The following is a 734-nucleotide window of genomic DNA, read 5'->3' as shown; positions in this document are numbered from 1 at the left end:
TCAATGTTAAGAACCTCTACTAATTTCTCAAAAGGCAGATCCTGATGCATCTGACCTCTCAGAACACCAGAGGATACATCATTAATAAAGTCGCGAATACTTATGTTAAAATCCAATCTTTGACGAAGAACCACCATATTGACAAAAAAGCCAATCATATTCTCCAGCCCCGGATAGTGACGGTTAGCTACTGGAGTACCGACAATAAGATCATCCTGACCACTATATGAGGCCAGCATCAGATAATAACCACTGAGCATCAAACTGTATAAACTGACTCCTAAATCCTTCGCCATGGACCTTAACCGGGAACTCGTTTTTGAAGAAAGACTGAAATATAGATTTTTTCCTTCATAACTCGTTCGGGAAGGCCGTTGAAAATCTAATGGAAGATTTAGTGTTTCAAATTCAGAGAGCTCACCCATCCAATACTCCATCTGCTTGTCTAAAACTTTTTCAGTTACATATTTTCGATGCCATAAGGCAAAGTCTTTATATTGAAATGGTAAAGAAGGAAGCGTAGGAAGAACACCTATAGAAAGAGATTGATAAATACTGTTCAATTCAGCTAAAAATATTTCCATAGACCAACCATCAAACGCAATATGGTGAATCACCACAGACAAATAATAGTCGTCTTCATAATTCAGTACCTTTACTCTTATAGGCAAGTCTTCCCGAAGATTAAACCTTTCATTTAGTTCCCCACTAAGCGTCTGCATAAAATCTTCAAA

At 37.6% G+C, this 734-nt stretch carries 1 protein-coding gene; it reads right to left on the bottom strand.

All coding sequences use genetic code 11. The features are described 5' to 3' along the window. A partial coding sequence (locus tag AC59HC_RS22980) for a condensation domain-containing protein (protein ID WP_496559453.1) occupies window positions 1-734 on the bottom strand: 734 nt, incomplete at both ends.

The sequence above is a fragment of the Chryseobacterium sp. DZ-32 genome (assembly GCF_059587025.1).
This window is presented reverse-complemented; position numbering and strand designations above follow the sequence as displayed.